The 24,259-nt window shown below is 71.5% G+C and carries 24 protein-coding genes; 15 read left to right on the forward strand and 9 right to left on the reverse strand.

From position 1 onward, the window contains the following. Positions 1–39: 39 nt before the first annotated feature. Together OO67_RS33265 and OO67_RS33270 are read left to right on the forward strand one after the other, a co-directional pair. A complete protein-coding gene (locus OO67_RS33265; RefSeq protein ID WP_033305556.1) occupies positions 40–1,170 on the forward strand; it encodes an alpha/beta hydrolase in 1,131 nt (376 codons plus the stop codon). A gap of 185 nt (positions 1,171–1,355) precedes the next feature. Then, positions 1,356–2,654, forward strand: coding sequence for a hypothetical protein (locus OO67_RS33270; protein ID WP_033305557.1), 1,299 nt, complete (start codon positions 1,356–1,358; stop codon positions 2,652–2,654). A 36-nt stretch (positions 2,655–2,690) separates the two neighbouring features. On the opposite strand, the gene OO67_RS33275 is transcribed toward OO67_RS33270, so the two are convergent. Next, the gene (locus tag OO67_RS33275; RefSeq protein ID WP_033305558.1) at positions 2,691–3,095 is read right to left on the reverse strand and encodes a VOC family protein; all 405 of its coding nucleotides are present in this window, start codon (positions 3,093–3,095) and stop codon (positions 2,691–2,693) included. A gap of 299 nt (positions 3,096–3,394) precedes the next feature. Between OO67_RS33275 and OO67_RS33280 the strand changes: the two genes are divergently transcribed. From OO67_RS33280 to OO67_RS33290, 3 genes are all read left to right on the forward strand, one after another. Next, a complete protein-coding gene (locus tag OO67_RS33280; protein WP_033305559.1) occupies positions 3,395–4,993 on the forward strand; it encodes an ABC-F family ATP-binding cassette domain-containing protein in 1,599 nt (532 codons plus the stop codon). Positions 4,994–5,351: 358 nt separating this feature from the next. After that, positions 5,352–5,573: a helix-turn-helix domain-containing protein gene (locus tag OO67_RS33285; RefSeq protein WP_006123601.1), complete on the forward strand. Its 222-nt coding sequence runs from the start codon at positions 5,352–5,354 to the stop codon at positions 5,571–5,573. Between the two features lie 151 nt (positions 5,574–5,724). Further along, complete coding sequence (locus tag OO67_RS33290) at positions 5,725–6,516, forward strand: enoyl-CoA hydratase/isomerase family protein (RefSeq protein ID WP_033305560.1); 792 nt, start codon at positions 5,725–5,727, stop codon at positions 6,514–6,516. A gap of 51 nt (positions 6,517–6,567) precedes the next feature. Here OO67_RS33290 and OO67_RS33295 read toward each other — a convergent pair whose 3' ends face one another. Continuing rightward, entirely contained in the window at positions 6,568–7,263 is a 696-nt protein-coding gene (locus tag OO67_RS33295) for a hypothetical protein (RefSeq protein WP_033305561.1), read from the reverse strand. Between the two features lie 93 nt (positions 7,264–7,356). On the opposite strand from OO67_RS33295, the gene OO67_RS33300 reads away from it, so the two are divergent. The 5 genes from OO67_RS33300 to amaP are packed head-to-tail and all read left to right on the forward strand — an operon-like array spanning position 7,357 to position 9,688. Next, complete coding sequence (locus OO67_RS33300; protein ID WP_033305562.1) at positions 7,357–7,851, forward strand: Asp23/Gls24 family envelope stress response protein; 495 nt, start codon at positions 7,357–7,359, stop codon at positions 7,849–7,851. A 32-nt stretch (positions 7,852–7,883) separates the two neighbouring features. Continuing rightward, positions 7,884–8,072, forward strand: a complete 189-nt coding sequence (locus OO67_RS33305; RefSeq protein WP_033305563.1) for a hypothetical protein — start codon at positions 7,884–7,886, stop codon at positions 8,070–8,072. After that, positions 8,069–8,422 (forward strand): Asp23/Gls24 family envelope stress response protein, encoded by a 354-nt coding sequence (locus OO67_RS33310; RefSeq protein ID WP_033305564.1) that lies wholly within the window; start codon positions 8,069–8,071, stop codon positions 8,420–8,422. Before OO67_RS33305 ends, OO67_RS33310 begins: the two co-directional genes overlap by 4 nt. Next, entirely contained in the window at positions 8,419–9,105 is a 687-nt protein-coding gene (locus tag OO67_RS33315; protein WP_033305565.1) for a DUF6286 domain-containing protein, read from the forward strand. Before OO67_RS33310 ends, OO67_RS33315 begins: the two co-directional genes overlap by 4 nt. A gap of 4 nt (positions 9,106–9,109) precedes the next feature. Next, the gene (gene amaP, locus OO67_RS33320; protein ID WP_033305566.1) at positions 9,110–9,688 is read left to right on the forward strand and encodes an alkaline shock response membrane anchor protein AmaP; all 579 of its coding nucleotides are present in this window, start codon (positions 9,110–9,112) and stop codon (positions 9,686–9,688) included. Positions 9,689–9,730: 42 nt separating this feature from the next. Here amaP and OO67_RS33325 read toward each other — a convergent pair whose 3' ends face one another. The 5 genes from OO67_RS33325 to OO67_RS33345 form a co-directional block, all read right to left on the reverse strand. Continuing rightward, positions 9,731–10,486 (reverse strand): SDR family oxidoreductase, encoded by a 756-nt coding sequence (locus OO67_RS33325; protein ID WP_033305567.1) that lies wholly within the window; start codon positions 10,484–10,486, stop codon positions 9,731–9,733. 4 nt (positions 10,487–10,490) lie between these two features. Then, positions 10,491–12,284 (reverse strand): glycoside hydrolase family 15 protein, encoded by a 1,794-nt coding sequence (locus OO67_RS33330; RefSeq protein WP_033305568.1) that lies wholly within the window; start codon positions 12,282–12,284, stop codon positions 10,491–10,493. A 78-nt stretch (positions 12,285–12,362) separates the two neighbouring features. Then, positions 12,363–13,157: an SURF1 family cytochrome oxidase biogenesis protein gene (locus OO67_RS33335; protein ID WP_033305569.1), complete on the reverse strand. Its 795-nt coding sequence runs from the start codon at positions 13,155–13,157 to the stop codon at positions 12,363–12,365. Positions 13,158–13,225: 68 nt separating this feature from the next. Then, entirely contained in the window at positions 13,226–13,459 is a 234-nt protein-coding gene (locus OO67_RS33340) for a hypothetical protein (RefSeq protein ID WP_078598444.1), read from the reverse strand. A 63-nt stretch (positions 13,460–13,522) separates the two neighbouring features. Beyond that, positions 13,523–14,530, reverse strand: coding sequence for a DEDDh family exonuclease (locus OO67_RS33345; protein WP_033305571.1), 1,008 nt, complete (start codon positions 14,528–14,530; stop codon positions 13,523–13,525). 142 nt (positions 14,531–14,672) lie between these two features. Here OO67_RS33345 and OO67_RS33350 point away from each other — a divergent pair, with 142 nt between their 5' ends. Further along, entirely contained in the window at positions 14,673–15,392 is a 720-nt protein-coding gene (locus tag OO67_RS33350) for a VIT1/CCC1 transporter family protein (RefSeq protein ID WP_033305572.1), read from the forward strand. A gap of 9 nt (positions 15,393–15,401) precedes the next feature. Here the strand turns inward: OO67_RS33350 and OO67_RS33355 are convergent, their stop codons facing one another. Continuing rightward, a complete protein-coding gene (locus tag OO67_RS33355) occupies positions 15,402–18,497 on the reverse strand; it encodes an NACHT domain-containing protein (protein WP_051710139.1) in 3,096 nt (1,031 codons plus the stop codon). Between the two features lie 150 nt (positions 18,498–18,647). On the opposite strand from OO67_RS33355, the gene OO67_RS33360 reads away from it, so the two are divergent. Both OO67_RS33360 and OO67_RS33365 read left to right on the forward strand, forming a co-directional pair. After that, positions 18,648–19,550 carry a sterol desaturase family protein gene (locus tag OO67_RS33360; protein ID WP_033305573.1) on the forward strand — a complete coding sequence of 301 codons (903 nt, stop codon included), beginning with the start codon at positions 18,648–18,650 and terminating at the stop codon, positions 19,548–19,550. Beyond that, the gene (locus tag OO67_RS33365) at positions 19,547–20,251 is read left to right on the forward strand and encodes a lysoplasmalogenase (protein WP_033305574.1); all 705 of its coding nucleotides are present in this window, start codon (positions 19,547–19,549) and stop codon (positions 20,249–20,251) included. The genes OO67_RS33360 and OO67_RS33365 overlap by 4 nt, the downstream gene beginning before the upstream one ends. Before the next feature lie 56 nt (positions 20,252–20,307). Here the strand turns inward: OO67_RS33365 and OO67_RS33370 are convergent, their stop codons facing one another. Continuing rightward, on the reverse strand, positions 20,308–21,840 hold the full coding sequence (locus OO67_RS33370; protein WP_033305575.1) for a S8 family peptidase: 1,533 nt from the start codon (positions 21,838–21,840) through the stop codon (positions 20,308–20,310). 304 nt (positions 21,841–22,144) lie between these two features. Here OO67_RS33370 and OO67_RS33380 point away from each other — a divergent pair, with 304 nt between their 5' ends. Next, positions 22,145–22,510, forward strand: a complete 366-nt coding sequence (locus OO67_RS33380) for a DUF485 domain-containing protein (RefSeq protein ID WP_033305577.1) — start codon at positions 22,145–22,147, stop codon at positions 22,508–22,510. Beyond that, positions 22,507–24,147 (forward strand): solute symporter family protein, encoded by a 1,641-nt coding sequence (locus OO67_RS33385; protein WP_033305578.1) that lies wholly within the window; start codon positions 22,507–22,509, stop codon positions 24,145–24,147. The genes OO67_RS33380 and OO67_RS33385 overlap by 4 nt, the downstream gene beginning before the upstream one ends. The last annotated feature ends 112 nt before the right edge of the window (positions 24,148–24,259 follow it).

Here is a 24,259-nt window from a genome sequence, read left to right on the forward strand (position 1 = left end):
CCACTGGCAGCCGGCGCCGGCGCCCAGGACACTGGAGCCGTGCGCCCGGCAACAGCGGCGGCAGTGGCCGCAACCTCGATCCTCGGCGCCGGCGCGGCAGCGGTCGCCGCCGGCCGCTACGCCAGCGAACTCGCCCTCGGGGCGGCCTCGCCACGTCCCTTCCCGGCCGACCGCCGTCTCACGGTCCACGCCGTCACCGCCGAACAGATCACCCTGACCCGTTCCTTCTCCGCGCTGCGCCCCGGTACGTACGGACTCACCGGGCGCGGCGTCCACGCGGTGGTCGGCCCAGTGATCGAGCAGGCGCCCCACGGCTCCGCCGACACCGTCGTACGCCGGCTGGAGGGCGTGACCCTCGGCAGCCTGAAGCGGGGCATGAGGGTCCGGCTCACGCCGGAGCTCCACCGGGGTGACCCGCTCGCCGCCCTCGGCCTCACGTACAAGGAGGTCGAGGTCCCCGGCGAGCTCGGCGCCCTGCCCGCCTGGTTCGTTCCCGGTGCCCGCGACACGTGGGTGATCACCGTGCACGGGCTCGGCACCACCAGGGACCACCCCCTGAACCTGACGGGCTTCCTCCACGACCAGCAGTTCCCCGTGCTCGACCTGGCCTACCGCGGTGACGCCGGCGCTCCGCGCTCCCCGGACGGGCTCACCCACCTCGGCGAGTCCGAATGGCGCGACCTCGACGCGGCCATCCGCTACGCCGTTCGCTACGGGGCCGAGAACGTCATCCTCCACGGCTGGTCGTCCGGCGCCTCGATGGCCCTGCACACGGCCGTCAACTCCGCTCTCCGCGATCGCGTCCGCGGCCTCGTCCTCGACTCCCCGGTCATGGACTGGAAGGCCACCCTGCGCGCTCTCGCCTCCGCCCGGGGCGTCCCCTCCGCCCTGCTGCCCCTCGCCGTCCGGGCCGCCCAGGGCCAGACCGGGCTGCACGGCGCCCGGCTCCTGGACACCTCGGTGCCGACGGCCCTGCACACCCCCACCCTGATCTTCCACGGCCCCGACGACACCCTGGCCCCCTGGCAGCAGTCCCGGGACCTCGCCGCACTCCGCCCCGACCTCGTGACGCTGCACTCCGTACCGCAGGCTCCGCATGCGGCGATGTGGAACGCCGGCCCGGCCCGCTACGAAGAGGCGCTCAGGCGCTTCCTCACGCCCCTGATGTGAGCTGATGCGCCGGAACCGCCCGGTTGGTGCCCCGGCCCGGAAGCCCTGCGAACCCCGGTGACACGGCTTCCGTTTGGGCTTTCGGCCCGTCAGAGGCAAGACTGCTCCTCGTGACGTCCCGTACCCCGCGCGACTCCAGGCTGCGACTTGTCCGCCCGCGACCCCAGGCGACCGCCCGCAAGGCCGTGACGACCCGGCGCACCCGGCCGGCCCCCCGCCCACCCGAGGGCACGCCTCCCCCGGCTGAACTGGCACGGCAGGCCAGGGCCGTACTGGCCGACGCCGTGCGGATCGCCCACTGGGCCGCGGACGGCAGGAGCCCGGGCTCCGCCCCGCTCGCCGCCCAGGTCCTGGAACGGGCGGCCGCCGCGCTCGAACTGTCCCCGGCCCAGGTGCGTACGGGCTGGGACCGGGCCAGGCTGGCGGGGCTCATCGAACTGCACGGCGACACCGCACGCCCCGGCTGGCGGCTGCGCGCCTGGGACCGTGACGACTCGGCCGTCCTCCGCGGCTGGGTGGCACTCTTCGACGCCTGGTCCCTCGTCCACGCCTCACCCGACGGCATCGAGGCCACCGCGGTGGCCGAGGCCATCGAGGCCGTGCCCCAGGTGCTCTCGCTCCTCCAGCTCTCGGCGGGACCGGTCACCGTGCCCGCACTCCTCGACCTGCTCGGACAGCGCGTCGCGGAACTCCACGAGGAGCGGTGCGAGGTGCCGTACGGGCCGCAGGAGCAGCCCGCCCCCGTCGGCGGCCGGTCCGCCGACCTGAACGCGCTGCTGCTCGACTGGGCCCTGGAAGGCCTCGCCTCCGTCGGCGCCCTCACACTCGGCGCGGGCCACGCCACACTCACTCCGCTGGGGAACTGGGCGGTCTGGGTCAAGCTGGAGCAGATCTGCGTCGCCGCCCAGAGCCCTGCCGGCAACATCGAACAGTCCGCGGCCGACATGCTGCTCGGCTGCGCACGGCTCACCCCCGGCCCGGCCCGCGCCGAATACCGGGCCTGGCTCGCCGCCCGGCCCGTCGGCAGCGCCGTGGCCGAACTGCTGGCCGTCGCCCGCGGCGAGGACGCGCTGCTGCGCGGCCTCGCCTTCGAGGCGCTGCGCGTCGTCGGCGCACCGGCGGAGCCCGTCGTCCGCTCCGTCGTCGGCGAGGCGTCGCTGCGCCCGTACGCCCTGCTCTGGCTCGCCGAGTACGCGGGCACGGACCCGGACGACGCCCAGGACGTCCTGAGCCGCGAGGAAGCCACCTGGCTCTGGGTGGACACCGCCGCGGCCGTGGCCGACCACGGGGAGACCGGCCTGCTGATCCGTCATCTCGACTCCGCCGTCCAGGGCACGGTCCCCGCGCTGCTGGACGAGGTGCGGGCCGTCGGGCATCCGCGGACCGTCCAGGTGCTGGTCGCCCTGGCCGCCGCACACCCGGACCCGGCCCTCGCCAAAGCAGTACGCCGCGCCGCCTTCCAGGTGCACAACGGCGGGGTGTGACCGCGAGAGCCCGCGCAGCCCCCGGGGTGCTCAGCCCTAGGACCCCGGGGCATACGTGCCGAAGCTCCAGACGTTGCCCTCGGGGTCCCGCGCCATGTAGTCGCGCGAGCCGTAGTCCTGGTCCGTGGGTGGCATCAGGATCTCCACACCGTGCTCCACGGCCCGGGCGTGGTGCTCGTCCACGTCGTCCACCACCACGTACACCCCGGCGGGCCCGGCTCCGGCCATCGCCTCGGCGAAGACACCTCCGCCTCCTCTGGAACCGAGCATCACCCTGCCGTTGCCGCAGGACAGCTCGGCGTGGACGACGCTGCCGTCCTTCCCCTCGTACACCGCTTCCTCGGTGAACCCCAGTGCCCGGGTGAGCACCCCGATCGCGGCCTTCGCGTCGTCGTACAGAATCGTCGGACAGATCGTGGGGGCGCCGTCCGCTGCCGCCATCGCGCTCACCTTCTCCTGCTCACGCACACCGTTGCGATGTGATCCGTGTCTCAGTCTCGCACCGGTCGCCGACATCGATGCCCGAGGCCGGGCCGAGGACCTCGTGGCAGGTGGTTCGCTCGGGTATGTCCGGCCGCACGGCGTCCAGCAGTGACGCGGTGACGGGGCGGGAGCATGACGAAAAGCAGGTGGACACCGCCAGTAGACTGAGTCCCATGGCAATTCTCCTTGTGCATTAGACGGCGTCGAGTCGTGAGTCCGCTGTCCCTCCGCCGTCCATACCGCCCTGGAGTATTTCCGTGATCACCGCCTCCGGCATCGAGCTGCGCGCCGGCGCCCGCATCCTCATCGAGTCCGCGTCCTTCCGTATCGCCAAGGGTGACCGCATCGGCCTGGTGGGCCGTAACGGCGCGGGCAAGACCACCCTCACCAAGTGCCTGGCGGGTGAGGGGACGCCGGCCGGCGGCACCATCACCAACAGCGGCGAGGTCGGTTACCTCCCGCAGGACCCGCGCACCGGCGACCTCGACGTCCTGGCCCGCGACCGCATCCTCTCCGCCCGCGGGCTCGACGAGATCCTGCGCAAGATGCGGGAGAACGAGGAGCGGATGGCGAACGGCAAGGGCGCCACCCGCGAGAAGGCGATGAAGCGCTACGAGCGCCTGGAGACGGAGTTCCTCACCAAGGGCGGATACGCCGCCGAGGCCGAGGCCGCCACCATCGCCGCCGCGCTCAGCCTGCCCGACCGGGTGCTCGGCCAGCCCCTGCACACCCTTTCCGGCGGTCAGCGCCGCCGGGTCGAGCTGGCCCGGATCCTGTTCTCCGACGCCGACACCCTGCTCCTCGACGAGCCCACCAACCACCTCGACGCGGACTCGATCGTCTGGCTGCGGGACTACCTCAAGACCTACCGCGGCGGCTTCATCGTGATCTCCCACGACGTCGAGCTGGTGGAGACGGTGGTCAACAAGGTGTTCTACCTCGACGCCAACCGCGCCCAGATCGACATCTACAACATGGGCTGGAAGCTCTACCAGCAGCAGCGCGAGGCCGACGAGAAGCGCCGCAAGCGCGAACGGCAGAACGCCGAGAAGAAGGCCGCGACCCTCAACGCGCAGGCCGACAAGATGCGTGCGAAGGCCACCAAGACCGTCGCCGCCCAGAACATGGCCAAGCGCGCCGACCGGCTGCTCTCCGGCCTGGAGGCCGTGCGGGTCTCGGACAAGGTCGCCAAGCTGCGCTTCCCCGAGCCCTCCCCGTGCGGCAAGACCCCGCTGATGGCCGAGGGCCTCTCCAAGTCGTACGGCTCGCTCGAGATCTTCACCGACGTGGACCTCGCCATCGACAAGGGTTCACGGGTCGTCATCCTCGGCCTCAACGGCGCGGGCAAGACCACGCTGCTGCGGCTCCTCGGCGGTGCCGAGAAGGCCGACACCGGCCGGATCATCGAGGGCCACGGCCTCAAGCTCGGCTACTACGCCCAGGAGCACGAGACCCTGGACCCGGAGCGCACCGTCCTGGAGAACATGCGTTCCGCGGCGCCCGACCTCGATCTCGTCGAGGTCCGCAAGACCCTCGGCTCCTTCCTCTTCTCCGGTGACGACGTGGACAAGCCCGCCGGAGTGCTCTCCGGCGGTGAGAAGACCCGGCTCGCCCTGGCGACGCTCGTCGTGTCCTCCGCCAACGTGCTGCTGCTCGACGAGCCGACGAACAACCTCGACCCGGCCAGCCGCGAGGAGATCCTCGGGGCCCTGCGCACGTACAAGGGTGCCGTCGTCCTCGTCACCCACGACGAGGGCGCGGTCGAGGCGCTCCAGCCGGAGCGGATCATCCTGCTGCCCGACGGTGTCGAGGACCTCTGGGGTGCGGACTACCGGGACCTGGTCGCCCTCGCCTGACCCGCAGGGGCTCCCGGCATCCCGTGCGGCGCCCGGTGATCCAACGCGTCTGGATCATTCGGCCCATCGGTGATCCATCATCTGAGTGAGCGGGTCTCGTACCCCGGCGCGGCGCCCGGCAGATAGCTGCCGGGCCCACTCATTTCAGGCCACCCCGCCCTGGACGGCCCTGACCTGGCCGTTCTTCCCGCAGCCCGTCCCCTCGGGGATCGAGACCCCGTGGAATTCCTGCTTCCGTTTGTGTGGGACAGCTTCAGGCCGCGGAATCCGGTCGTACGTACCTTGCCGAATGGGTGGCCAGGAAGCCCAGGAGGGGTGATCATGAGAGTCCAGAGCGCACTTCCTTGAGGAGGCACGGGTGGCCGAGACTCTGAAGAAGGGCAGCCGGGTGACCGGCGCCGCGCGCGACAAGCTCGCGGCAGACCTGAAGAAGAAGTACGACTCCGGTGCGAGCATCCGGGCGCTGGCCGAGGAAACCGGCCGCTCCTACGGATTCGTCCACCGGATGCTCAGTGAGTCCGGAGTCACGCTGCGGGGACGCGGCGGAGCGACTCGCGGCAAGAAGGCCGCTTCGGCCTGACGGCGGGCAGCGGTCATGGTCCGGCCCAGGCCGGCTCCGAGGGCTCACCGGAACATCGGGTGGCCACCCGGCCGATCGTCAGGTCGTCCGGGTGGTTACTGTTCAGTTACTTGCCAGTAAGTGCTGACTGCACCCGATCCGGAGGCGCTCCATGACCTCGCTCGACTCTGTGCTCGACAAGGACGGCGTACGGCTCACCGTCGAAGACGCGGTTGCCACGGTGACGCTCACCAACCCGGCCAAGCGCAACGCTCAGTCTCCCGCTCTGTGGCGGGCGTTGGCAGAGGCCGGACGGGTGCTCCCCGGCAGTGTGCGGGTCGTCGTGCTGCGCGGCGAGGGCAAGTCCTTCTCCGCAGGTCTCGACCGGCAGGCATTCGCACCCGAGGGCTTCGACGGCGAGCCCTCCTTCCTCGACATGGCGCGCGGCCCGGAGGCCGAACTCGACGCGACCATCGCCGAGTACCAGGAGGCGTTCACCTGGTGGCGCCGCAATGACATCGTGTCGATCGCGGCAGTCCAGGGGCACGCGATCGGTGCCGGATTCCAGCTCGCTCTCGCCTGCGATCTCCGGATCGTCGCAGAGGACGTGCAGTTCGCCATGCGCGAGACCAGCCTCGGTCTCGTCCCCGACCTCACGGGCACCCACCCCCTGGTGAACCTCGTGGGATACGCCCGTGCGCTCGAGATCTGCGCCACCGGCCGCTTCGTGCACGCCGAGGAGGCGGAGCGCACCGGTCTCGCCAACCTCGTGGTCCCCGCCGACCAGCTCGACCCGGCAGGCAGCGACCTGGCCGCGGCCCTGCTCGCCGCCCCGCGCGATGCGGTCGTCGAGACCAAGGCGCTGCTGAGCGGCGCACTCTCCCGTACGTACGAGGAGCAGCGCGCCGCCGAGCGGGCCGCCCAGGGCCGCCGCCTGCGCGACCTCGCCGGCCTCGCCGACTGAACAGCCGACTTCGGCGCGCCGCCCCTCGCCGTCCGGCGGGGGGCGGCGGTGTCAGTCCCGGTTCACGACGGCCGTGACCAGCACGGCGACCGTCGGACTGCCTTCCACGGCCTCGGCCACCGCGCCGCGCACCGCCTGCGCCACGTCGAGTGCCCGGTGGTCCCCGGCCGCAGCGAGTTCCACCCGGACATGACCCTCCGTGCGCTGCACGGCGCTGCCCAGCACCCGGGTCAGCGAGACGACGCCGGGGACCCCGGCCGCCGCCGTCGCGGCGGCCCCCTCCGGTGCCGCCGCGAGGATGTCGGCCGGCGGCTCCGTGGCCGGCGGCGGTTCCTCCTCCAGCAGGTCGGTCACCCGGAGGTCCACCTCGTCGACCACCAGGCCGAGCCGCTGGGCCGCCGCCGTCAGCAGGGCCGCGCGCAACGCGTCCGCGGTGGCGGTCAGGGGCCGCCGCGCCGTCGCGGAGAAACCGGCCTCGATCCGCAGAGGTCCGGGCGGCAGTGCGCCGGTGGGCCCGGGCGCCGGCGGCTCCGGGGCGTGGTCCTCGTCGGCCGGGGCGATCCTTACCGTCCCCAGCACGGCTCCCGACCCGCTCGCGGCATCCCGCAGCACCGTCGTCGCCGCTCGCTCCGCGATCCAGGAACAGTCGGCGGGGCCACCCAGAGGGAGCAACCGGCCCAGGCCGAGTCGTTGGCGTACGGCAGAGGTCCATCCGTCGGCCCCGTACGGGCTGTCAGCCTTAGTCATTGCTCCACCCTGCCGCATCCACGGCGCGGGACCGGGCAAGCGCACTTACTGTGAGCCACGGAAGTTCAACCCGCCCCGAAGGGAAGAGCGGCGATGACCGAGAGCCCACAGCGGAACCGGCCCGACAGCCCCGGCAGTGCGTCCGGCGGGGACGACGGCAGGCAGAGCCAGTTCAGCAAGCGCGGCGGGGGAGCCCCCGCGACCCGTGGCCGCACCACCATCGCCGACGGTGTGGTCGAGAAGATCGCCGGAATGGCGGCACGCGACGTCGTCGGTGTCCACGCGATGGGCAGTGGCATCTCCCGGACGTTCGGCGCGGTACGCGACCGCGTGCCCGGCGGCCAGAAGTCCGTGTCCCGCGGCGTCAAGGCGGAGGTCGGTGAATCGCAGGCCGCCGTTGATCTGGAGATCGTCGTCGACTACGGGGTGGCGATCAACGAGGTCGCCGGCGACGTGCGCGAGAACGTCATCGCGGCGGTCGAGCGGATGACCGGCCTGGAGGTCGTCGAGGTCAACATCGCAGTGAGCGATGTGAAACTGCCCGACGAGGACGACGACGAGGACGAGTCCGAGTCCCGCGTCCAGTAGACCTGTCACACCCGGCAGTTGAGGAGCACACGATGAGCATGGCTGTGGTCGGCCTGGTGGCCGGCATGGCGCTCGGTTTCGCCGGATACTTCGGCGGGTTCGGGGCCTTCCTGCTGGTGGCCGCGCTGGGCGCGGTCGGCTTCATCGCCGGCCGCTTCCTGGACGGCGACCTGGAGCCCGGCGACTTCTTCCGGAGTCGCGAGCGCGACCGGCGACGGTGACGGGGGTGACAGGCCGCGTCGACGCCGCAGGGCGCGGGCAGACCCGGATCGCCGACCGGGTCGTCGCGAAGATCGCCGCGCAGGCGGCCAAGGAAGCAGCCGGCGAGCGACCCGAGGACGCCGCCGCACCGCGAGCCACCGTCACCGTGCACCGGGACACCGCACGGGTACGGGTCAGCCTCGACCTCGCCTACCCCTGTGACATCGGCCGTCAGTGCGGGTCGGTACGCCGCCGCGTGACCGAGCGGGTGAAAGCCCTGGCGGGTATGGAGGTGCCCGAGGTGGCGGTGCAGGTCGAGCGGTTGCACGCGTCCGGAAAGGGCACCGCACCGAAGGGAAGCATCCGATGACCGAGCCCCACGAGCCGGAGAACAGCACGCGGCGCGTGCCCTCCGCCGAGCCCGCGCCACCCGGCGGCGTGCTCGAGAGGGACCGGTCCGCGTCGGGCTCGTCGTACGAACCCACCCCCGCGACGGCGCGGCCGGGCGGCAGGGCGGGCCGCTTCTGGTCCGGGCGAAGGATCCCAGCGGCACTGCTCGCCCTGATCGTTCTCGGCGGCGCCGGGCTCCTGCTCTACGACATCGCAGCGGTACGGGCCGACCACCCGGCCATGCGCTGGCGCCGCTCGGTCGCCGACGACCTGGCGAGCCGTCACCTCGACGACGTCTGGGTCCTGGCGGGATCCGCACTGGCGGCCGCGCTCGGCCTGTGGCTGCTCCTGCTGGCCCTCACCCCCGGACTGCGCGCCCTGCTCCCCATGCGCCGGCACCACCCCGGCGTACGGGCCGGACTCGACCGGACGGCCGCCGCCCGCGTTTTGCGCGACCGGGCCGTGAAGGTGTCCGGAGTGCAGTCCGCCCGGGTGAAGACGAGCCGGCGCAAGGCGACCGTGCGGGCCCTCTCGCACTTCCGTGAACTCGACGACGTCAAGGCCGAACTGGACACCGTCCTCCGAACGGCCATCAGCGAAATGGGCCTGGCACGGCCGCTCGGCCTCTCCGTGCGCGTGCGCCGGCCGGCGAAGAAGGGGTGACCCCGTGATCACATCGGTCAACCGGGTCCTGCTCGGTCTGGCAGGGCTGATCCTCCTCGTCCTCGGAGGCGCGGTCCTCGTGTCCGGGCTCGGCGTGTCCGTACCCTCCTGGTCGCCCTTCGACGGGCCGGACGACGTGCTGCTCAGCAAGGGCGACCGGACCAGGTGGCGGGACGAGGGCTGGTGGTGGCCCACCGTCATCGCGGTTCTCGCCGTCCTGGTGATCCTCGCGCTGTGGTGGTTCCTCGCCCAACTGCGTCGCGGGCGCCTCGCCGAGGTACTGGTCGACAGCGGCGACGGCGAGGGGGCGCTGCTGCGCGGCAGGGCTCTGGAGGGTGTGCTCACCGAGGAGGCGGGCGCCCTGGACGGGGTGTCCGACGCCAAGGCCACGCTGACCGGCCGGCGTACCGCCCCGCAGGCCCGGGTCCGGCTGCTGATGGAGCCGCACGCGGCCCCGGGGCCGGTGCTGCGCGGACTCTCCGAGGGGGCTCTGACGCACGCGCGGACCTCGGCCGGGCTGGACGAACTGCCGGCCGAGGTCCGTCTGAAGGCGGTCAAGCACCGAGCGGAACGCGTGAACTGACGAGGTCGGGCGGGTGCACCGGGGTCCGCCCGGGCCGGGGAGTCAGAAGCCGTGCCGGGCGCCGCCGTCGACCGGCACCATGATGCCCGTCAGGTAGGAGGCGGCCGGGGAGAGCAGGAAGGCCGAGGTCTTCCCGAACTCCTCCGGGGTGCCGTAGCGGCGCAGCGGGATCCGCGCCTCGTTGGCCGTACGGGAGGCCTCCGCGTCGCCGGACAGGGCGTCGAGTTCGCGCACGCGGTCCGTGTCGATCCGGGACGGCAGCACACCGACGACCCGGATCCCGCGCGGACCCAGCTCGTCGGCGAGGGACTTGGCGAAACCGGCGAGGCCGGGGCGCAGTCCGTTGGAGATCGTCAGGCCGGGGATCGGCTCGTGCACCGACCCGGACAGGACGAAGCCGATCACACCGCCCTCACCGAGGGCGTCCGCCGTCGTACGGGCCAGACGCACGGCACCGAGGAAGACCGACTCGAAGGCCGACTGCCACTGGTCGTCCGTGTTGTCGGCCAGGAAGCCCGGCGCGGGGCCGCCGACGCTGATGAGGATGCCGTCCAGCCGGCCGAAGCGTTCCTTCGCGGCGTCCACCAGACGCCGGGCCGCCAGAGGGTCGGCGTTGTCGGCCGCGAGCCCGACCGCGTCGGGGCCCAGTTCTGCGGCGGCCTCGGCGGCACTCCTCTCGTCACGGCCCGAAATGATCACCTTCGCGCCGTCGGCGGCGAGAGCACGCGCGGTGGCATTGCCCAGCCCACGGGTCGCGCCGGTGACGATGTACACGCGGTCCTTCAGTCCAAGATCCATGGCCCTATCCTGCCAAGTCCTCACCCGCGAGGTCGACCGCGCTGTTCACCAGGCCGATGTGGCTGAACGCCTGCGGGTAGTTGCCGAGCTGGCGCCCTGCCACCGGGTCGTACTCCTCGGCCAGCAGCCCCACGTCGTTGCGCAGGTCCAGCAGCCGGTCGAAGAGCACCTCGGCCTCGTCCCGGCGGCCCGTCCGCAGCAGGGCGTCGACCAGCCAGAACGAGCACGCGAGGAACGCCCCCTCGTCGCCGGGCAGGCCGTCCACCGACGCGCCCTCGGTGCTGTAGCGCCGGATCAGACCGTCATGGGCGAGCTCGTCCCGCACCGCGTCCACGGTCCCGACCACCCGGGGGTCGTCGGGGGGCAGGAAACCGGTGCGCAGGATGAGCAGCGTCGAGGCGTCCAGCTCCTGGGAACCGTAGTACTGGGTGAAGGTGTTGCGTACGGGGTCGTAGCCCTTCTCGCAGACCTCCGCGTGCACGGCGTCCCGCATGGCCCGCCACCGGTCGGCGTCGCCCGGCAGTTCGGGGTTCTCCTCCAGGGTGCGCACCGCGCGGTCGGCCGCGACCCAGGCCATCACCTTCGAGTGCACGAAGTGGCGGCGCTCCCCGCGGACCTCCCACAGCCCCTCGTCCGGCTCCCGCCAGGTGGATTCCAGGAAGCCGAGCAGGCTGAGCTGCAGGTTCCAGGCGTGCGGCTTGTCGTCGAGCCCGGCCTCGCGGGCCACCCTCAGCGAGTCGATGACCTCGCCGTACACGTCGAGCTGCCGCTGCCGCACCGCCGCGTTGCCCGTGCGGACCGGGAGCGAGTTCTCGTAGCCACTCAGCCACGGCAGCTCCGTCTCGGGAAGGCGGCGCTCACCGGCGAGCCCGTACATGATCTGGAGGTCCGCGGGATCACCGGCCACGGCCCGCAACAGCCAGTCCCGCCACGCGGCGGCCTCCTCCAGGTACCCGGCCGAGACCATGGCGCCCAGGGTGAGGGTGGAGTCGCGCAGCCAGCAGTAGCGGTAGTCCCAGTTCCGTACGCCCCCGATCTCCTCGGGCAGCGAGGTCGTGAGGGCCGCCACGATCCCGCCGGTGGGGGCGTAGGTGAGGGCCTTCAGGGTGATCAGGGAGCGGAGTACCGCCTCCCGGTGCCTGCCGTGGTAGGTGCACCGCGCCGCCCATGTCGCCCAGTCGGAGAGGGTGTGCTTCAGCGACTTGTGGGGGTCGATCAGCTTCGGGCGGGCGGAGTGCGAGGGGTGCCAGGTGAGTACGAACGCCACGGACTCGCCCTCGGCGACGGTGAAGGAGGAACACGTGCTGAACTGCTGGCCCCACGTCTTGACCGGCGGCTCGCTGCGCAGCCAGACGGAGTCCGGGCCCGCGACGGCCACACGGTGGCCGTGCGAGCGGCGCATCCACGGGACCACGGAGCCGAAGTCGAACCGCAGCCGGAGCACGGAACTCATGTCGACGCTGCCGCTGACGCCCTCCACGATCCGCATGACATCGGGCGCCTTGTCGCGCTGCGGCATGAAGTCGATGACCTTGACGGTCCCGGTCCTGGTCTCCCAGAAGGTCTCCAGGACCAGGGAGTCGTCCACGTAGGCGCGCCGGGTGCAGGTGTCCGTGCTGTCCGTGCCCGTGGGGGCGATGCGCCAGTGGCCGTTCTCCTCGTCGCCGAGCAGGGCCGCGAAACAGGCGCCCGAGTCGAAGCGGGGCAGGCACAGCCAGTCGACGGAACCGTTTCTGCCGACCAGGGCGGCTGTCTGGAGATCGCCGATGATGGCGTAGTCCTCGATACGTGGGGTCACGCTGTGGCGTCTTCCCGAACCTGGGCCCCGCTAAGCAGCGGAACCGGTGCGGACCGGTTGGACGACGCCACGCGCCCCTCAGGCGTTCGCCGGCTCCGGCTGTTCCGCCGTCTCGCTCTCCTTGGCGGCCGCTTCACGGTCGCGCTTCTCACGGCGCACGAGGATGACCCAGCCGACGGGGACGCCCGCGGTGAAGAGCCACCACTGGACGGCGTACGCCATGTGAGGGCCGATGGAGCCGTCGTCGGGGGCGGCGATCGTCTCGGGGCTGCCGTCCGCGGGCTCGGGACCGGTCAGCTCGAGGTACCCGCCCAGCACCGGGCGGCCGATCAGGTGCGACTGCTGGGAGCTGTTGATCAGCATCACCTGGCGGTCCGGCAGACCTTCGAGGTCCTTGATCCCGCTGGCGCTCGTCGTCTCGTCCGCCTTGAGCCGGCCCGTGACGGTGACCTCGCCGCGAGGCGGGGCGGGGACCTCCGGGTAGGCCTGCTGGTCGGCCGCGGCCGGGACCCAGCCCCGGTTGACGAGGACCGTGCCGCCGCCCTTGATGTTCAGCGGGGTCAGGACGAGTACGCCGATGCGCTCGTCCCGCGAGGTGCGGCGGCGCACGACCACCTCGTGCTCGGTGTCGAACGTTCCGGTGGCCGTCACGGCACGCCAGTAGTCGGAGCGGGGGACCGTGTGCCCGGGAGAGGTGAGGCGGGTGACGGGGACCGGGTCCGCCTCCAGGTTCCGCGTGATCAGCGCGTTCTGCTCCACCCGGTGTTCATGCCGGTGGTACTGCCAGAAACCCAGCTCCACCATCGTGGGAATCATCGCGAGGACGAGGAGGGTGAGAATCACCCACTGCCGGGTCAACAGGAAGCGGTACACCCCATGACCGTACAACCGGGGCCATGGGGTGCGGCACGGAGGGTCCCCCGTGCGGACGGGACGGCCCGTCATACTTTGTCCACGATGCCCGCCCCTCCCTCGGCGCGGGCGCAGTGGCCACCGCAGTACCAGTGGCCGTCGACCTCGACGCCCTGGCCGATGACCTGGACCCGGCAGTGCTCACAGATGGGCGCCATGCGGTGAATGGCGCAGGAGAAACAGTCGAAGACGTGCACCGCGCCCTGCGCGTGCACCTCGAAGGACATCCCGTAGTCGTTTCCGCAAACCTCACAACGTGCCATGCGCCACAGGGTGGGACGCCGGACGGCGGCGGGCGAGCCGGCGCGGGGCGAGTCGCCGCCGGTTCACTCCGATGACGGTGACGGCTTCGGCACGGCGACCGTCCTGGCCGGTGCCACGTCCCTCAGCAGATGGGTGAAGGCGCTCTCCTCCAGGATCGGGGTGCCGAAGGACTTCGCCTTCACCGTCTTGGACGTGGCCGAGTCCGGGTCGTTGGTGACGAGCAGGCTCGTCAGCCGCGACACGCTGGTCGCCACGTGCAGACCGGCCTCCACGGCGCGGTCCTCGAGGAGCTCCCGGTCGATCGAGGTGTCTCCGGAGAAGGCCACCCGCATGCCCTGCATGAGCGGTTTGTCCGACTCGTAGCGCCCGGGATTCGGATACGGGCACGTGGGGCGCTTGCGCGAGGGACGCCAGCTGCCCTGACCCTGCGACGGCCGGTAGCCGGCGCGCGGGGTGACCGGGGAGTCGCTCCACTCCGTCAGCGGGCGGCACTCCAGCAGCGGCAGCCGCACCCCGTCCCTGGCCGCCGCGTGCAGACTGGGCCGGAACGCCTCGGCCAGCACCCGGGCGTCGTCCAGCGCGTGGTGTGCGCGCTGCTGCACCACGCCGAAGTGCGCGGCCAGCGACTCCAGCTTGTGGTTGGGCAGGGGGAGCCGGAGCTCCTTGGCGAGTGCGATGGTGCACAGCCGCTGCTCGACGGGCGCGGTGACCGACGCCCGTGCGTACTCCCGGGCGATCATCGACCAGTCGAACGCGGCGTTGTGGGCGACGAGCACCCGTCCGGCGAGCCGCTCGGACAGCTGCGCGGCGACCTCGGGGAAGAGCGGCGCGCCCTCCAGGACATCGCTGGTCAGCCCGTGGATCCAGACGGGGCCGGGATCCCGCTCGGGGTTCACCAGCGTGTACCAGTGGTCCTCGACGACGCCTCTCGCGTCCAGGCGGTACACGGCAGCGGACACTATCCGGTCGTCGCGGGCGAGTCCGGTGGTCTCCACGTCGACGACCGCGTACCCCTGGGGATACGCGGCCGGCCACGGCGCTGCGGTCTGACGGTCGTCGAGCATGGTCACAGAGAATACGGGCCGGGACCGACAGCGGCCCATCCGGGAGTCCGGGGCCGTGAACGCGACGACCCCGCCGAGCAGTTGACCGCGACGGCGGGAACGCGGGTCGCGGACGCGCCCGGCGAGGGCGCGGTGAGACGCTCCCCGAGTGACGGAGACAGACGCACAGACCCACGGCGAACCCCACCGGGGCGGACTCGGCACCCGGCTCAACTGGCTGCGGGCAGCGGTGCTCGGTGCCAACGACGGGGTGGTCTCCACCGCCGGTCTGGTCGTCGGCGTGGCCGGGGCCGCCGGTGACCGCTCCACCCTGCTCACGGCGGGCCTGGCAGGGCTGCTCGCGGGATCCATGTCGATGGCGGCCGGCGAATACGTGTCGGTGTCCACCCAGCGTGATTCGGAGAGGGCCGCGCTGGCGACGGAGAAACGGGAGCTCGAGGAGACCCCGGAGGCCGAGCTCGCCGAGCTGACCGGGCTCCTGGAGGAGAAGGGGCTGAGCGGTCGGCTCGCCCGGGAGGCAGCCGTGCAGCTCACGCGGCGGGACGCGCTGCGGGCACACGCGGAGGTCGAACTCGGCATCGATCCGGACGAGCTGACCAACCCGTGGCACGCGGCGGGGGCGAGTTTCCTGGCCTTCACCGTGGGCGCGCTCCTGCCGCTCCTGGCGATCGTGCTCCCGCCGGCCCCGGCGCGGCTGGCCGTCACGGTGATGTCGGTGCTCGTGGCCCTGGCGCTCACCGGCTGGTGGAGCGCGCGGCTGGGTGGGGCGCCGGCGGGAAGGGCGGTGCTGAGGAACGTGTCCGGGGGAGCGGTGGCGATGGCGGTGACCTACGGGGCGGGAACGCTGCTGGGGGCGGCCGGGGTGTGAGGGCGGGCCCTAGCCTCTGCGCACGATGCGCTCGGGCGGGAAGAGCTCGGTGCCCGTGAGGACCGTCTCGGATCCGACGGTGACCGTGAGGTCGCCGAGACCGGACAGCGGCGTCAGATCGACCGGGCCGTTCTCGGGTGGGACGTACAGATGCAGGTGCTCCAGCGCGGGCAGATCCCGCAGAGGCGCCAGGCCGTGCGGAATCCTGCTGCGGTTGACCACCAGAGTACGCAGCCCGGTGAGTCCGGCGATCACGTCCAGCTCCGGGAGGTCGGGCAGGGCCAGGTGCAGTTCGTCAAGACGCCGGAAGAAGGGCGTACGGCCCACGTGACCGAGCTGACGAAGCCCGGTCACCGCGAGTACCGCCAGCTCGGTCCACTGCTCCAAGCCCTCGAGGTCCAGATCCTCGACCTCCCTGAGGAGGTACAGAGACTCGAGGTGACGCCCCAGGGGAAGTTCGCCGATGCTGCCGACGGGAAAGCGATGGCCCAGCGTCAGATCGCGGATCTCCGTGAGCGGCTCCAGATGCTCCGAGGGGATGCCGGGATTGAGCTGGATCAGCGACAGCCAGGTGAGCGGAAGTCCGGCCAGAGGGCTCAGGTCGCTGATACGGCGGCACAGGCTGAGACCCACTCCGGTGAGTGATGTCATCGCGGCCATGGCCTCGATGCCGGTCAGCGCCTCGTTGTCGAAAACGAAGAGCCTCTCCATCTCGTGCCGGGAGGTCAGGGCGGACATGTCCGCGATGTCGCCCAGCAGCCGGACCCGCCGGGCCACCGGGACATGCCGGAGCGCGGCCATCTGGCGTTCGTGGGTCACCGAGATGCTGGCACCCTGCCAAGTCTGTGCCGCGAGTACCTCACGGGCGTAGGTGTCGGTGTCGAACCTGTTCCACGCCTCGTCGAGTTGGGCGGCGACCCACTGTCGCTCGTCATTCCGGTACCGCTTGATCACCTCGTACGCCGCGTCACCGCCCACCAGGGCCGCAGTCGTCACCACGTGGCCCGCCGCGTACTCCTCCGCCACGTCCTGCGGTCCCGGCAGCAGTTCCAGCACCAGTTCGCCCACCTCCGCCAGCTCCTCCGCCTCGGCCCGTGTGCGAGGCGGCAGCAGGGTCTCCGTCTGCCGCTGCACCTCGGCCCGTACCGCGGGGTCCAGCTCCGGGGCGTGTTCCAGGCTCGCCGCCGCCAGCAGCACCAGGCGGTGCCGGTGCTTGCGCGCATGGTCCGCCCGCTTCAGCAACTGGCGCAGGAGCCGGGCCCGTTCGTCGGGGCGTGCATGGCCCACCGCCATCTGCACCACGTCGTGCCACTGGTCGTCGTGCGCGTGCTGGACCAGCACACCGAAGTCGCGGGCCTCCACGGCCGCCTTCGCGCCGAGGTAGTCCTGGAACGTCCGGTGCACGAAGCCCACCGCCCCCGGGGCGGGTTCGCGCAGCAGTCCGCTCCTGATCAGCAGGTGCGAGAACACCTCCTCGGCGGTGCCCCGGACCTGCGACATCGCGGTCATCCACTCGGCCACCATGGCGATGGCCTCGTCGCGGTCCGCCTCCGCCTGGCCGTTGCGGATCAGCCAGTACGCCAGCCGCTGCAGCAGAGCTGTCTGCTCCTCCCGCGTCAGGTCGACGCCCTCCACCCCGACGATCTCGCGCTCCGTGTCCCGCCGTACGAGCAGCATGTCCAACGCGGCGTCGTACAGCTCCTTACGGGCGCGGGGCAGCTGCATCCGCCGGTCCCTGTTCAGGGCGCACAGAAGGGCGCACATCAGCGGGTTCGTCGCGAGCCGTCCCAGGTCGCTGCGGGTCGTCACGGCCCGGCGCAGCGATGTCTCGTACACATCGAGCTGTCCGCGCTGCTCATCGGACGCGCACTCGGACCGGGCAGCCGCATGCCAGTGATCGATGAACGCGTGAATGTCCTTCCTGCCCATGGCCAGCAGGGAGTGGGCCTCGAACCCGGATCCGGACAGCCAGCTCTCGGGGACGGCGGAGGGCCGGGTCGTCACCACGTAGCGGGACTTCGGGTAGGCCGCGATCAGGTCCTTCAGCCACTTCTCCGTGCGGTGACGCAGCCGCATCGGTACCTCGTCGACGCCGTCCACCAGGACCAGGCCCCGGCCCTCGGACAGCACGCCGTCCGCCCAGCCCGCCGGCGCCGCTCCGTCCAGCGGGACGCCGGCCGCCCGCAGGAACTCCTCAGGAACGGGCAGCGACCCGTGCGAGGTGAAGGCGCGCAGGCGCAGAACGAACGGCACACAGCGGTTCCAGTCCCCGAGGTCGCTGCCGAAGGTGCGGCGGGCCGCGTTCAGCGCCAGCCACTGCACCAGCGTGCTCTTGCCGGAACCGGCCGGACCCCGCAGCAGCAGCCGGTCCGTGCCGGCCAGCGCCTGCTCCACGGAGACCGTCACCGTGGCCGTGCGGTCCAGTCCGTCCTGCCCGGCACCCTCGCCGCTCACGCTCAGGCTGATGTACGCCGTCTCCAGCGGCCACTCGCTCGCCGACCGTCCCAGCGTCAGCCCGAACAGCCCCATCCGGCAGTTCGTGGTGGCCACGAAATCGGCGTACCGCTGCTCGAAGGCGAGCGCCGCGGCGTCAGGCCGGGGGCCGACCCGGGAGCGTACGTCCTCCACCAGCTCCCGGGTCCGGGCCTCCGCCCGGGTCTGTTCCACGGCCGCACGCGCCGCGAACGACGGGTGGGCGGTGAACTGTTCCAGCGCATGGGCGCAGCACCGGCGCAGCAGCTCGTCGTACAGCTCGGCCGCCCGGCCGGAAAGACCGGGTGCCGGATCCGCGAGCTCGGTGTGCAGCCGGTCCTCGTCCAGGTCCAGCGCGAACAGTCGCTCGGCCGTCAGTTCGCCCGCCGCGGCGAAGGTGTCGTGCACGGAGTCGAGGGCGGCGAGGCGTTCGTGCTCGGGCAGGTCCGCGTACCGCTCCGCCAGCCGGCCGCCGAGCACCTTCACCAGCCGGTCCGGCTTCGCGGGGCGGGGGAGTGGCCGAACCGGGTCCGGGACGAGCGCCGCGCCCGGCCTGGGGGCCAGCAGTGACTTGGCGACCGTGCCGATGACGGTGGTGGCCAGCCGAATCAGCGCAACTTCCGTACCGGTCACGTGCGTTCCTCCCCCTCGACGGCGCGCGTGCCGGAAATCCTACGACGGGGCAGTTGGCAGAACCCACCAAACGCTCATGACGCCATGTCTCACATACTTGTCGGTAACAACGTCTATGCCCGGCACCCGGGGCGGCTCTACGGTGCTCGCATGGAGCCGAACCTGCCCGATGTCGTGCTGTGGTCGATCCCGGCCTTCGTCCTGCTCACCGTCCTCGAAATGGTGGCCCACCGGCTTCACCCGGACGAGGAGGCCGCCGGGTACGACGCCAAGGACGCCGCAACCAGCGTCACCATGGGGCTCGGCAGCCTGGTCTTCGACCTGCTGTGGAAGATTCCCATAGTCGCGGTCTACGCGGCCGTCTACGAGCTGACCCCGCTGCGCGTCCCCGTCCTGTGGTGGACGGTGCTGCTGATGCTGCTCGCCCAGGACTTCCTCTACTACTGGTCCCACCGGGGCCACCACGTCATCCGGATCCTCTGGGCCTGCCACGTCGTGCACCACTCCAGCCGGAAGTTCAACCTCACGACGGCGCTGCGCCAGCCCTGGACCTCCCTGACCGTCTGGCCGTTCTACGTCCCGCTCATCGCCTGCGGCGTCCATCCGGCCGCGCTCGCCTTCTGCTCCTCGGCGAACCTCGTCTACCAGTTCTGGGTGCACACGGAACGGATCGACAAGCTGCCCCGGCCCTTCGAGTACGTGCTCAACACCCCCTCCCACCACCGGGTGCACCACGCCTCCCAGGGCGGCTACCTCGACCGGAACTTCGGCGGGATCCTCATCGTGTGGGACCGGCTCTTCGGCTCGTTCGCCGCCGAGACCGAGCGCCCCGTCTTCGGCCTCACCAAGAACATCGCGACCCACAACCCGTTCCGCGTCGCCACCCACGAGTACGCCGCCATCGCCCGCGACGTACGGGCGGCCACCACCTGGGGCGAGCGGGCCGGCCGGGTCTTCCGGGGGCCGGGCTGGCAGCCGTCGCGCACCGCCGACGCCCCCGCCGCCACGGCGGTGCCCGTGCGGCCGGGCGCCGGCGCCGGGCAGACCGGATGACCCCCCGCACCGGTGCGCCCCGGCTCGTACACCCCCTGTTCGCGGCCTTCCTCGCCGTCTCCGCCGTCCACCTGACGGGGCTCCTCGTGGGCGCCGACGCCGCCCACCTGGTCACCAAACCGCTGCTGATGCCCCTGCTCGCCGCCTACGCCGCCGCGCGGGGCGGCCCCCGTCCGCTGCTCGCGGCGCTGCTGTTCGGCTGGGGCGGGGACGTGCTGCTGATGCCCGGCTCGGATACGGCCTTCCTCGCCGGGATGGGGTCCTTCGCCGTCGGCCACGTCTGCTACCTGTGGCTCTTCGGGCGCGCCCGCGTCTCCCCGGCGGCCGGCCTCGTGTACGCCGCCGTCCTGGTGACCTTCGTCGTGCTCCTGTGGCCCGGCCTGCCGGGCGGACTGAGGATCCCTCTGACCGGCTACAGCCTGCTCCTCACCGCGATGGCCTGGCGGGCCGGCGCCCTCGGCAGGTACGCGGCACTCGGCGGCGCGCTGTTCCTGCTCTCCGACGCGCTCATCGCCACCGGTATCGCGGACTGGCCGCAACTGCCCGCACACGACTTCTGGATCATGCTGACCTACCTGGCCGCGCAGTACCTGCTCACCCGGGGGGCGCTCGGCGGACCGGTGGGTCCCCCCGGCGCCGGTGCGGAAGGCCACGGGGAGAGGGACTGGCGCACCACGCTCAAGGTCCTCACCAGGCCGTAGCCGTACGGCGCACGAGAGGGGCCGGGGACAGCTGTCCCCGGCCCCTCTCCCACGTGTTACCTGCGGACCGCGTCCAGCGCGTCCACCACACCGGCTCCGTAGAAGCCGTTGTACTGCTTGCCGCCCTCGCAGACCGCGTCGACGGTGCCGTCACCGTCGATGTCGTACGGCGCACCGCACGCGGTGGCGTCGGCCTGGTGCGTCAGCAGGGCCTTCACCCCGGCCGGCGAGGCGTACGGGTGGGTCGACTTGATCAGGGCCGCGACCCCCGCGACGTGGGGGGACGCCATCGACGTACCGGCCTTGTAGCCGAATCTGCCGCCGGGCAGCGTGGAAAGGATCAGCCCGTTGTCGGCCGGTGCCTCCGGCGCCTGGTAGCGCGTCGAGTCACCGCCCGGGGCGGCCACGTCGACGACACCGAGGCCGTAGTTCGAGTACGAGGACTTGAGGTTCTTCGCACCGGTCGCGGAGACCGTCACGACACCCGGCACCATGGTCGGGATGTCGGGGCAGGCGCTCGGGTCGACCGTGCGCGTGACCGGCGTCGTGTCGTTGGGGCTCGTCGAGTCCTCGATGGCGTCGAGGGCCAGGTCGTGGTCGGAGTTGCCGGCCGCGGCGACGTTGACGACGCCCTTGCCCTCCGCGTAGCGGGTGGCGCGGGTGACCGACTCGACCAGGGCGCCCTGGTCCGGGTCGTTCTTGCAGTTGAACAGCCACGGGTCGGTGTAGTAGCTGTTGTTGGTCACGTCGACGCCGTGCTCGGCGGCCCAGACGAAGCCGCAGACGACGGCCTCGGTGTAGAAGAGTCCGGCCGGCGTGGACACCTTGATGCCGGAGACCTTCACCCCGGGCGCGACACCGGTGATGCCGGTGCCGTTCTTCGCCGCGGCTATGGTGCCCGCGACGTGCGTGCCGTGGTCGCTCTCACCGGCCGCGGGCCGCCAGGCGCCGTCCGTGGTGTCCGGGGCGCCGGACACACAGTTCACCGAGGCCTCGCGGTCGAAGTTCGGGGCCAGGTCCGGGTGCGTGTCGTCGACACCCGTGTCGATGACCGCGACCGTGACCTTGCTGCTGCCGAGCGACTTCTTGTGCGCCTTGTCCGCCTTGATGGCGGGCAGGTCCCACTGCAGGGGCTCCAGCGGGTCCTGGCCCGCCACCGCGTCCTGTGACGCCGCCCGTGCCTGGCCGGCGGTGAGCGGCTGCTCGACGCCTATGTCCTTCGTCGCCTGCGGGACGAGCGGGCTGGTGCGCGTGGCGCCCGCGGACTGGACGCCCTTGGCCTTGCGTATCGTCGCGCCGAAGTCCGGGTTCTGCGAGTGGACGACGATGACGCCGATCCTGTCGTACGACGTCACGACGGTTCCGCCGGCCGCGGATATCGCCTTCCGCACCTGCTTGACGGTGCCGTGACCGGCCCGCGTGTTGACGACGTACGACAGCTTCGGGCCGTCCGCGCGAACCGCCGCCGCCGGCTCGTCCGCGGGTGCCGCGGCCGCGGTCCCCGTCGGGAGGAAGCCGAGCGAGGCCGTGAGCGCGAGTCCGACGGGCAGCGTGAGTACGCGAGTCCGTCTGGATGCCAGATGAGCCATGGGTTCTCCACATCATCCGTGCCGGTGGAGCCGGACACTGGCGCGTCCGGTCCGGTACATGACCTGTGAAGTTATCGCCGATCTTCCCGGCACATCAATGAATACGGGCAAGTGAGTTCGAGGTGTGACCTGTGGGAGTCGCGTCCGCGGGCGCCGGCCCGAGAAGACCGAACCTGCGGTGAACCGCTTCGCCGCGCTCTCCGTGCCGTTGCACAGGGAGTCGCGCGTCCAGCCCCCACCACACGAAGGACTCCCCGTGAAATCCACCGTTCCCACCACCGCACCCGCGTCGCGAGGAGAATCCGTGGCCACCGAAGCACCGCCGCCCCAGACCCCTGAGGACGGCAGTCCCGTCCAGCCCACGACCGAGGTGTTCCTGGAGGCGCAGAACAGTGCGGAGTTCGCCGAGCTGCGCCGCTCCCACCGCTCCTTCGCCTTCCCGCTGACCGTCGGGTTCATTGCCTGGTATCTGCTGTACGTGCTGCTGTCCAGCTATGCCGGCGGCTTCATGAGCAAGATCGTCTTCGCGAACTTCAACGTCGCCTTCGTGTTCGGCCTCGCCCAGTTCGCCACCACGTTCCTCATCGCCTGGTTCTACTCGCGCCACGCCACGAACAAGCTCGACCCGCAGGCGGCGGCCATCAAGTCCCGTCTGGAGGCCGACGCATGAGCGCCGCGTACGTAACGCACACCCTGAACCAGCTCGCCGCGTCGTCGTCGACGACCGAACACCGCCCGCTGATCATCACCCTTTTCGCGGTCTTCGTCGCGGCGACGCTGGGCATCACCGTCTGGGCCGGCCGGCAGACCAAGAGCGCGTCCGACTTCTACGCGGGCGGCCGGCAGTTCACCGCCTTCCAGAACGGCCTCGCCGTCTCCGGTGACTACATGTCGGCCGCGTCCTTCCTCGGCATCGCCGGCGCCATCGCGCTCTTCGGCTACGACGGCTTCCTCTACTCCATCGGCTTCCTGGTCGCCTGGCTCGTCGCCCTGCTGCTCGTCGCCGAACCGCTGCGCAACTCGGGCCGCTACACCATGGGCGACGTCCTCGCCTACCGGATGCGGCAGCGGCCGGTGCGCACGGCGGCGGGTGTCTCCACCATCGTCGTGTCGATCTTCTACCTGCTGGCCCAGATGGCGGGCGCGGGAGTCCTCGTCGCGCTGCTGCTCGGCATCACCAGCGACGCCGGCAAGGTCCTCATCGTCGCCCTGGTCGGCGTGCTCATGATTCTCTACGTCACCATCGGTGGCATGAAGGGCACCACCTGGGTCCAGATGGTCAAGGCCGTGCTGCTCATCGCCGGCGCGCTGCTGATGACCCTGATGGTGCTCTGGAAGTTCGACTTCAACGTCTCCGACCTGCTGGGCACCGCCGCTGAGAAGAGCGGTCACGGCGCGGCGTTCCTGGAGCCCGGCCTGAAGTACGGCGTCACCGACGTGTCGAAGCTGGACTTCATCTCGCTCGGTATCGCGCTGGTGCTCGGCACCGCGGGCCTGCCGCACATCCTGATCCGCTTCTACACCGTCCCGACCGCCAAGGCCGCCCGCAAGTCCGTGAACTGGGCCATCGGCATCATCGGGGCCTTCTACCTGATGACGATCGCCCTCGGCTTCGGCGCCGCGGCACTCATCGGGCCCGAGGAGATCAAGGCGAAGAACCCGGCGGGCAACGCGGCGGCACCCCAGCTCGCCGAGTACCTCGGCGGGGTCGGCACCACCGGGGGCGCCATCATGCTCGCCGTCATCTCCGCCGTCGCCTTCGCGACCATCCTCGCCGTGGTCGCGGGCCTCACCCTCGCCTCCTCGTCCTCCTTCGCCCACGACATCTACGCCAACGTCATCCGCAAGGGGAAGGCGACCGAGAAGGAGGAGATGAGCGCGGCCCGCTGGGCCACCGTCGCGATCGGCGTCGTCTCCATCGGGCTCGGTGCGATGGCCCGCGACCTGAACGTCGCGGGACTCGTGGCCCTGGCCTTCGCCGTCGCCGCGTCGGCCAACCTGCCGACCATCCTCTACAGCCTCTTCTGGAAGCGCTTCACCACCCAGGGCGCCCTCTGGTCCATCTACGGCGGCCTCTCCTCGTCCGTCTTCCTGGTGCTGTTCTCCCCGGTCGTCTCCGGGAAGGCCAGCTCGATGTTCCCGGACGTGGACTTCGCCTGGTTCCCCCTGGAGAACCCGGGCCTCATCTCCATCCCGCTGGGCTTCCTGCTCGGCTGGGTCGGTTCGGTCCTCTCCAAGGAGGAGCCGGACAAGGGCAAGTACGCCGAACTCGAGGTCAAGTCCCTCACCGGCACCGGAGCCCACTGACCCGACTGCCGCACCCCGGCGGGGCCCCGTCGTAGAGACCTACGACGGGGCCCCGCCGCACCTCGTGTCAACCGGGCCCCCCGCTTTGTCACAGGTCTCGCGTAGTCTCGGA

This window comes from Streptomyces atroolivaceus (assembly GCF_000717025.1).
Classification (GTDB): Bacteria; Actinomycetota; Actinomycetes; order Streptomycetales; family Streptomycetaceae; genus Streptomyces; species Streptomyces atroolivaceus.

Bases quoted from the DNA above. Each gene is read 5' to 3' on its own strand.
- OO67_RS33275 (WP_033305558.1), bottom strand. From the start codon at position 3,095: ATGGCGGCAGCGGACGGCGCCCCCACGATCTGTCCGACGATTCTGTAC.
- OO67_RS33290 (WP_033305560.1), top strand. From the start codon at position 5,725: ATGACCTCGCTCGACTCTGTGCTCGACAAGGACGGCGTACGGCTCACC.
- OO67_RS33295 (WP_033305561.1), bottom strand. From the start codon at position 7,263: ATGACTAAGGCTGACAGCCCGTACGGGGCCGACGGATGGACCTCTGCC.
- OO67_RS33300 (WP_033305562.1), top strand. From the start codon at position 7,357: ATGACCGAGAGCCCACAGCGGAACCGGCCCGACAGCCCCGGCAGTGCG.
- OO67_RS33305 (WP_033305563.1), top strand. From the start codon at position 7,884: ATGAGCATGGCTGTGGTCGGCCTGGTGGCCGGCATGGCGCTCGGTTTC.
- OO67_RS33315 (WP_033305565.1), top strand. From the start codon at position 8,419: ATGACCGAGCCCCACGAGCCGGAGAACAGCACGCGGCGCGTGCCCTCC.
- OO67_RS33325 (WP_033305567.1), bottom strand. From the start codon at position 10,486: ATGGATCTTGGACTGAAGGACCGCGTGTACATCGTCACCGGCGCGACC.
- OO67_RS33340 (WP_078598444.1), bottom strand. From the start codon at position 13,459: ATGGCACGTTGTGAGGTTTGCGGAAACGACTACGGGATGTCCTTCGAG.
- OO67_RS33360 (WP_033305573.1), top strand. From the start codon at position 18,648: ATGGAGCCGAACCTGCCCGATGTCGTGCTGTGGTCGATCCCGGCCTTC.
- OO67_RS33365 (WP_033305574.1), top strand. From the start codon at position 19,547: ATGACCCCCCGCACCGGTGCGCCCCGGCTCGTACACCCCCTGTTCGCG.
- OO67_RS33370 (WP_033305575.1), bottom strand. From the start codon at position 21,840: ATGGCTCATCTGGCATCCAGACGGACTCGCGTACTCACGCTGCCCGTC.
- OO67_RS33385 (WP_033305578.1), top strand. From the start codon at position 22,507: ATGAGCGCCGCGTACGTAACGCACACCCTGAACCAGCTCGCCGCGTCG.